Source organism: uncultured Dechloromonas sp. (genome assembly GCF_945957265.1).
Lineage (GTDB): Bacteria > Pseudomonadota > Gammaproteobacteria > Burkholderiales > Rhodocyclaceae > Azonexus.
Window position 1 is genome coordinate 1 of record NZ_CAMFKO010000065.1, and the last position, 6,455, is coordinate 6,455.

Annotated in this window: 8 protein-coding genes and 1 tRNA gene; 4 read left to right on the forward strand and 5 right to left on the reverse strand. The window is 63.9% G+C overall.

Features of this window, described 5'->3' with window-relative positions; genetic code table 11:
* Together Q0P59_RS19530 and Q0P59_RS19535 are read right to left on the reverse strand one after the other, a co-directional pair.
* Positions 1–615, reverse strand: a 615-nt coding sequence (locus Q0P59_RS19530) for an ethylbenzene dehydrogenase-related protein (protein WP_295009534.1), incomplete at its 3' end; no start/stop codon positions are given.
* A 127-nt stretch (positions 616–742) separates the two neighbouring features.
* The gene (locus Q0P59_RS19535; protein ID WP_295009536.1) at positions 743–2,428 is read right to left on the reverse strand and encodes a cytochrome D1 domain-containing protein; all 1,686 of its coding nucleotides are present in this window, start codon (positions 2,426–2,428) and stop codon (positions 743–745) included.
* Between the two features lie 259 nt (positions 2,429–2,687).
* On the opposite strand from Q0P59_RS19535, the gene cobA reads away from it, so the two are divergent.
* The 4 genes from cobA (at position 2,688) to queA (ending at position 5,085) form a co-directional block, all read left to right on the forward strand.
* Positions 2,688–3,452 (forward strand): uroporphyrinogen-III C-methyltransferase, encoded by a 765-nt coding sequence (gene cobA / locus Q0P59_RS19540; protein ID WP_295009538.1) that lies wholly within the window; start codon positions 2,688–2,690, stop codon positions 3,450–3,452.
* Complete coding sequence (locus Q0P59_RS19545; protein WP_295009540.1) at positions 3,449–3,847, forward strand: Rap1a/Tai family immunity protein; 399 nt, start codon at positions 3,449–3,451, stop codon at positions 3,845–3,847. Before cobA ends, Q0P59_RS19545 begins: the two co-directional genes overlap by 4 nt.
* A gap of 25 nt (positions 3,848–3,872) precedes the next feature.
* A tRNA-Leu gene (locus tag Q0P59_RS19550) sits at positions 3,873–3,957 on the forward strand.
* 78 nt (positions 3,958–4,035) lie between these two features.
* Positions 4,036–5,085: a tRNA preQ1(34) S-adenosylmethionine ribosyltransferase-isomerase QueA gene (gene queA / locus Q0P59_RS19555; protein WP_295009542.1), complete on the forward strand. Its 1,050-nt coding sequence runs from the start codon at positions 4,036–4,038 to the stop codon at positions 5,083–5,085.
* Here queA and Q0P59_RS19560 read toward each other — a convergent pair.
* The 3 genes from Q0P59_RS19560 to Q0P59_RS19570 form a co-directional block, all read right to left on the reverse strand.
* A complete protein-coding gene (locus Q0P59_RS19560) occupies positions 5,082–5,546 on the reverse strand; it encodes a DUF411 domain-containing protein (RefSeq protein ID WP_295009544.1) in 465 nt (154 codons plus the stop codon). The two genes, queA and Q0P59_RS19560, sit on opposite strands and share 4 nt — an antisense overlap.
* A 21-nt stretch (positions 5,547–5,567) precedes the next feature.
* Positions 5,568–5,942 carry a hypothetical protein gene (locus Q0P59_RS19565; protein ID WP_295009546.1) on the reverse strand — a complete coding sequence of 125 codons (375 nt, stop codon included), beginning with the start codon at positions 5,940–5,942 and terminating at the stop codon, positions 5,568–5,570.
* A gap of 21 nt (positions 5,943–5,963) precedes the next feature.
* Positions 5,964–6,455 (reverse strand): efflux RND transporter permease subunit (locus tag Q0P59_RS19570; protein ID WP_295009548.1); only part of this gene is annotated, 492 nt, incomplete at its 5' end.

Sequence of the window (6,455 nt, forward strand, 5' to 3'; positions counted from 1 at the left end):
GCCGCCTTCCATGTTGCGCTTGTCGGCGACGAAACCGTCGACCGACTTGCCGCTGCTCTTCCACTGCACCAGATCCAAGGCGCCGGCGGTCACGTACTTGGTCTTTTCCTTGCCCTTCGGCATGCCCTTGGCGTCTTCGTGGCAAGCCGACCAGCAGCCCGCCTGATCGGCCAGCGGCACCTTGTCGTTCGGGAACATGATGGTGGCCTTGACCTCGTTCTCCTTGTCGGAATGGTCGAAACCGCCGGTCGGCGCCTTGAAGGTCAGGCGCACGTAGAGGTTGCTCGCATCGTAGGCCGCCTGCATGGTGACCGGGTAGGTCAGCGTCTTCGGGGCGCCCTTCGGCTCCATTTCCTTGCTGCCCAGGCGCTTGGTATCGAGACTGAGCTTGCCGTCCTCGACGTGGCAACCGGCACAGGCTTCACCCTTTTTCAGGCCGCTGGCGCCGCTGTGTTCGCCCTTGCCCTGCACCCACTCGATCGGCGCGGCACCCGGATGGAAAACGTGGATCGTGCTCTTGCCGACCTTGGCCCAGTCCGGCGCGGCCATCGCCGCTTGCGAACCCAGGGCCATGAAGGCGCCGGCGACAGCCAGGGAAACGAAATGCTTGTTCATCGTGGTCATCTCCACAAAAGTGATACGAATTCGGCTAAATCAAAACAGCTTCGTTTTACGCTGCTTCATATGCTACGGGGGCTTGCGCCCCCGTAGCTTTGCCTCAAATCAAACAATCGACAGTCGATCAGTAGATGTCGTGCTGGGTGTTGTAGACGTTGAACTTGCCGGTCGGCGTGATCATCTTCGGATCGGTGATAACCTTCTTGACCTTCAGCGTTGCATCGTCATACACAACCACGGCGGACTGGTCGGTCTTGCCGCCCCACAGGGAGATCCAGACTTCCTTGCCGTCAGCCGAGTATTCCGGATGGACGGCGCGCTTGACGGCCTTGGTCGGCGGCAGGCCGGAATCCTTGGCGACGTTCAGCACAGCCTTCGGCTTGGACAGGTCGGCCATGTCCCAAACGGAGACGGACTCGGCCAGATCCTTGTCCGGGTTCTGCGGCGAATCGGCCCAGAAATGCTTGGACTTCGGATGGGTCTTGACGAACAGGTTGCCCGGGACGTGCTTCATTTCCTGGACGACCTTCCAGTTGTATTCCTTGAACTTGGCGAACTTCTTGTCGTCGGACGGCGTCGAGATCAGGGTCACGACATCGGCGCCCAGGTGACCCGTCGCCCAGACCGGACCGAACTTCGGATGCACGAAGTTGGCGCCGCGACCCGGGTGCGGAATCTTGGCGACATCGACCAGGGCAGCCAGCTTGCCGGTCTTGGTGTCGACCGCGGCGATCTTGTTGGAGGCGTTGGCGGCCACCAGGAAGTAACGCTTGGAGGCATCCCAGCCGCCGTCGTGCAGGAACTTGGCGGAACCGACGGTGGTCGTCTTGAGGTTTTCGATGTCGGAGTAATCGACCAGCAGGATCTGGCCGGTTTCCTTGATGTTGACCACCCATTCCGGCTTGATGAACGAAGCGACGATGGAGGCAACGCGCGGTTCCGGATGGTATTCGCCATCGACGGTCATGCCGCGGGTGGAAACGACCTTGCGCGGTTTCAGGGTGTCGCCGTCCATGATCACGTACTGGGGCGGCCAGTAGGAGCCGGCAATGGCGTACTTGTCTTCGAAGCCCTTGAACTTGGAGGTATCGACCGAGCGGGCGTCGAAGCCGATCTTGACTTCAGCCACGACAGCCGGCTTTTCCATCCACAGGTCGATCAGGCTCAGGCGGCCGTCGCGGCCGATGACGTACACGTAGCGGCCGGAAGCGGACAGGCGGGAAATGTGAACAGCGTAGCCGGTCTTGACGATGGATCGGATTTCCTTGGTGTCGCCGTCGATCAGGGCAACTTCACCGGTATCGCGCAGGGTGACCGAGAACATGTTGTTCAGGTTGAAGGTGTTCATCTGCTTCTTCGGACGCTGGTCGACCGGGACGATGACCTTCCAGGAATCCATCGTGTCCTTGAAGCTGTACTCGGGCGGGACATCCGGGGTGTTCTGGATGTACTTCGACATCAGGCTGATTTCTTCCTTGGTCAGGATGTCGTCGAAGTTCACCATGCCGCCATCGGTACCGTAGCCGATGATCTTTTCCAGGCGCTGCTGGCCGAGCTTGAGCGTGCCGCCTTCGGTGACGTTGCCATCCTTGTCCTTCTTGGACCAGTGCGGCTCGAGGTTCTTGCCGGTGGCGCCCTTGCGGAGCACGCCGTGGCAGCCGGCGCAACGTTCAAAGTAAATCTTCTTGGCCTGCTCCTTCTCGGCCGCCGTCATTGCCGGAGCAGCCTTGGCGGTCTCCTGGGCGAAGGCGGAACCCATGGCGGCAGCCATGGCGGTCAGTGCAAGCATCCCCACTACAGATTTTTTCATCTTTCCTCTCCTAGAACGAAAACGGGTCGCGTCCTTGTTCCCCTAACGCGATGACCGGTAGGTTGCGCTCGAGCGCTTCCTGCATCCTTGATACTCATCAATCTTTTTTTCATAAGAAATTCTTTGTATTCAATGAAGAATAGTCACTACGAACTAACTAATTACACCTTTTGAACTATATTTTCCGAATTCCTTGATCCACGCTATTGGCAGGGGCGAACTACCGCATTAGGATGCCCGCCCAAAGGAAGAGATAACCATGAATAATTCGTCGCAACTGCAAGGCGGGAAAGTCTGGCTGGTGGGTGCCGGACCGGGCGATCCCGATCTCCTGACCATCAAGGCCGCCCGCGTCATCGCGCAGGCCGACGCCATCGTCTATGACCATCTGGTCGGCAACGGCATCATGGATTTGGCCCGTTCCGACGCCCGCGTCATCTACGCCGGCAAGGAATCCTCCAAGCACACCATGCCGCAAGGCGACATCAACCAGCTGCTGGTCACCCTCGCCCGCGAAGGCCTCTCGGTCGTCCGCCTCAAGGGTGGCGACCCCTTCATTTTCGGGCGGGGCGGCGAAGAGCTGGAAACCCTGGTCGCCTCCGGCATTCCCTTCGAGGTCGTCCCCGGCGTCACCGCGGCGGCCGGTTGCGCCGCCTACTCCGGCTTTCCGCTGACGCATCGCGACCACGCCCAGGCCGTGACCTTCGTCACCGGCCACCTCAAGGACGGGACGGTCAATCTCGACTGGCCGGCCCTGGCCCGCCCCAACCAGACGGTGGTTTTCTACATGGGCATCGGCGCCGCCGAGGAAATCTGCAGGCAGATGATCAATCACGGCCTGCCTTCGATGACCTCGGCAGCCGTCATCCGCAACGGAACGCAGGCCGACCAGCGCACCGTGCTGGGCACGCTGGGCACCCTGCCGCACCGCATCGCCGAATCGGGCATCAAGCCGCCGGCCCTGATCGTCATCGGCAGCGTTGTCGGGCTGCACGAAAAACTCAGCTGGTTCGAGAAGCCATGAAATACCTCTGGCTGCTGCTCGCCTTGTTTTCCCTTTCGGCGCAGGCCTATACGCCGGATGAATTGCGCGGCGACTGCCAGGCGGCCGAGGAGCTGTTCGCCAAGCAGAAGAACAGCGACCCCCTGCAGTCGATACGCAGCGCCCGCTGCATCGCCTACGTCGCCGGCTTTGCCGACGGCTACGCGGTCAGCGACTACCTGGCCGGGCAGGTCGGCATGAAGCTCAATGCCTTCTGCCTGCCCAACGACCCCGACCTGTCGATGCGCCTGGTGCGCGCCGTGGTCATCCACGTCGAACGCGTCCCGCCGCTGACCACCATGAGCACCGCGACACTGGTCGCCGGCGCGCTGGCCAAAGCCTTCCCTTGCGCGGAAGCGCTTGAATCGAAGAAGTGATTCAGGGATAATCCGGCCTCCACTCGCCCCGGTGGCGGAATCGGTAGACGCAGCGGATTCAAAATCCGCCGCCGAAAGGTGTGCCAGTTCGAGTCTGGCCCGGGGCACCAGTCAGGCAAATCGGCTTTCCACACGGAAGGCCGTTTTTGTTTTGGCGCTTTGTTTTTGCCTCCCGATCGGACACTGCCATGTCGTTGACCGTCGACGACTTCGACTTTCCTCTCCCTCCCGAACTGATCGCCCAGCACCCGGCGGCCGAGCGCACCGGCAGCCGCCTGCTGCACGTGAACGGCATGACGCATGTCGACCGGCGCTTCGCCGACCTGCCGGCTTTGCTCAAGGCCGGCGACCTGCTGGTGTTCAACGACACCCGCGTCATCAAGGCGCGCTTCTTTGGCGTCAAGGACAGCGGCGGGCGCGTGGAAATCATGCTCGAGCGCATCCTCGATGCGACGCATGCGATCTGCCAGGTTCGCGCCAGCAAGGCCCCCAAGCCGGGCAGCAGGATGATCCTGGCCGATGCCTTCAGCGTCACCATGACCGGGCGGACCGGGGCCGACGACGACTTTTTCGCGCTCGAGCTGGACGACGGCGGCGATTTCTGGGAGCTCGCCGAGCAATACGGCAAGCTCCCGCTGCCGCCGTACATCGAGCACCCTGCCGAAGGCGCCGACGAGACGCGCTACCAGACGGTCTATGCCCGCGAACCGGGCGCCGTGGCCGCCCCCACCGCCGGGCTGCATTTCGACGAAGGCATGCTCGACGCGCTGCGCGTCCAGGGCGTGCAGACCGCCTTCCTGACCCTGCACGTCGGCGCCGGCACCTACCGCCCGATGCGCGTGGACAAGATCGCCGACCACCGGATGCACAGCGAGCGCTTCGAGATCCCGGCGGCGACCGCCGAGGCCGTCGCCGCAACCCGCGCCGCCGGCGGCCGGGTCATCGCTGTCGGCACGACCAGCCTGCGCGCCCTCGAGTCGGCCGGCAAGGAAGACGGCACGGTGCGCGTCGGCGGCGCGGAAACCGACATCTTCATCACGCCGGGCTACCGCTTCAAGGTCGTCGACCGGCTGATCACCAATTTCCACCTGCCGAAATCGACGCTGATGATGCTGGTCTCGGCCTTCGCCGGCTACGACGCGATCCGCGCCGCCTACGCCCATGCGGTCGCCGAGCGTTACCGCTTCTTCAGCTACGGCGACGCCATGCTGCTCGAACCCGCCGCAGACGCCGGCTAGCGATAGCTGGCGAAAACCGAGGCCCGCCCGTCGCGGCGCACCAGCAGCACCTCGTACGGGTCGCGCCGGCCGCCATAGACGGAACCGTCCATGCCCGGCGAACCGACCGGCATGCCGGGCACGGCCAGGCCGATGGCGGCGGGCCGCTCGGCCAGCAAACGCCGGACATCGGCTGCCGGAACGTGCCCCTCGAGCACATAGCCGTCGACCAGCGCCGTATGGCACGAGGCATAGGCATCGGGCAGGCCGAGCCGGCGGCGCGCCGCATCGGCCCCGGTGTTGAAGACGCGCACCGCGAAGCCTTCGGCCTCGAGATGCTTGACCCAGTCGCCGCAGCAACCGCAATTCGGGTCTTTCCAGACATCGACCCGCGTCCCGGCACTGGCCGCCAACGCCGGAACGGCGAAGCCCGCGAGCAGCGACAGCAACAGGCGGCGCCGCATTGGTTCATGTGCATTCATGGCAGTTCCTTTCGGTGGCGATCAGGGAGCGACAGCCCGTCCCTGCAGGGGTTTGCGACCGGGCCATTCGACATGGATCAGCAATTTGGCGCCGCGCGGCAGGCTGCCCGCGCCCTCGAGCCGGTTCGGCCCCGCCGGCATTAGGCTCACCTCGCTCTTGGCGGCCCCGTCGAGCAGGGTCAGCTTGCCGGTGGCGCCCGCGGTATCGACGGGCTTGCCGTGGTTGCTGGCATGCACGACGATCCTTCCGTCCTGGGCGACGATCTCGAACTGCGCGGCGCCCGCCTCGGCGATGACGCCGCCGAATTGCGGCTTGCCGTGCTCGGTATGGGCCGAGGCCGGTGCGGCGGACAGTTGCAGCAGGCAGCTGGCGACAACAACGATGAGTTTCTTCATGGTTTTTCTCCTGGAAAGTGTTTAGAAATTTTCTTCGCCGGCCCCGCGCACCAGCCTCTCGGCGGCATTGCGGCCGAAGAGCCAGAACAGGGCGGGCGTGACGAAGGTATCGAGCAGGGTCGAGCTGACCAGCCCGGAAAAGATCACCACGGCCACCGGATGCAGGATCTCGGTGCCCGGCTGCTCGGCCTCGAAGAGCAGCGGCGCCAGCGCGAAGGCGGCGACCAGCGCGGTCATCAGCACCGGCGTCAGGCGCTCCAGCGAGCCGCGCAGGATCATCGGCACGTCGAAGGCCTCGCCCTCGAAGCGCATCAGGTTGAGGTAATGGCTGATCTTCAGGATGCCGTTGCGGGTGGCGATGCCGGCCAGCGTAATGAAGCCGATCAGCGCGGCGACCGACAGGGGCTGGCCGGACAGCCACAGGCCGATGACGCTGCCGACCAGCGCCAGCGGCACGTTGGCCATGATCAGCGCGGCCAGCAGCACCGAGCGATAGCGGCTGTAGAGCACCAT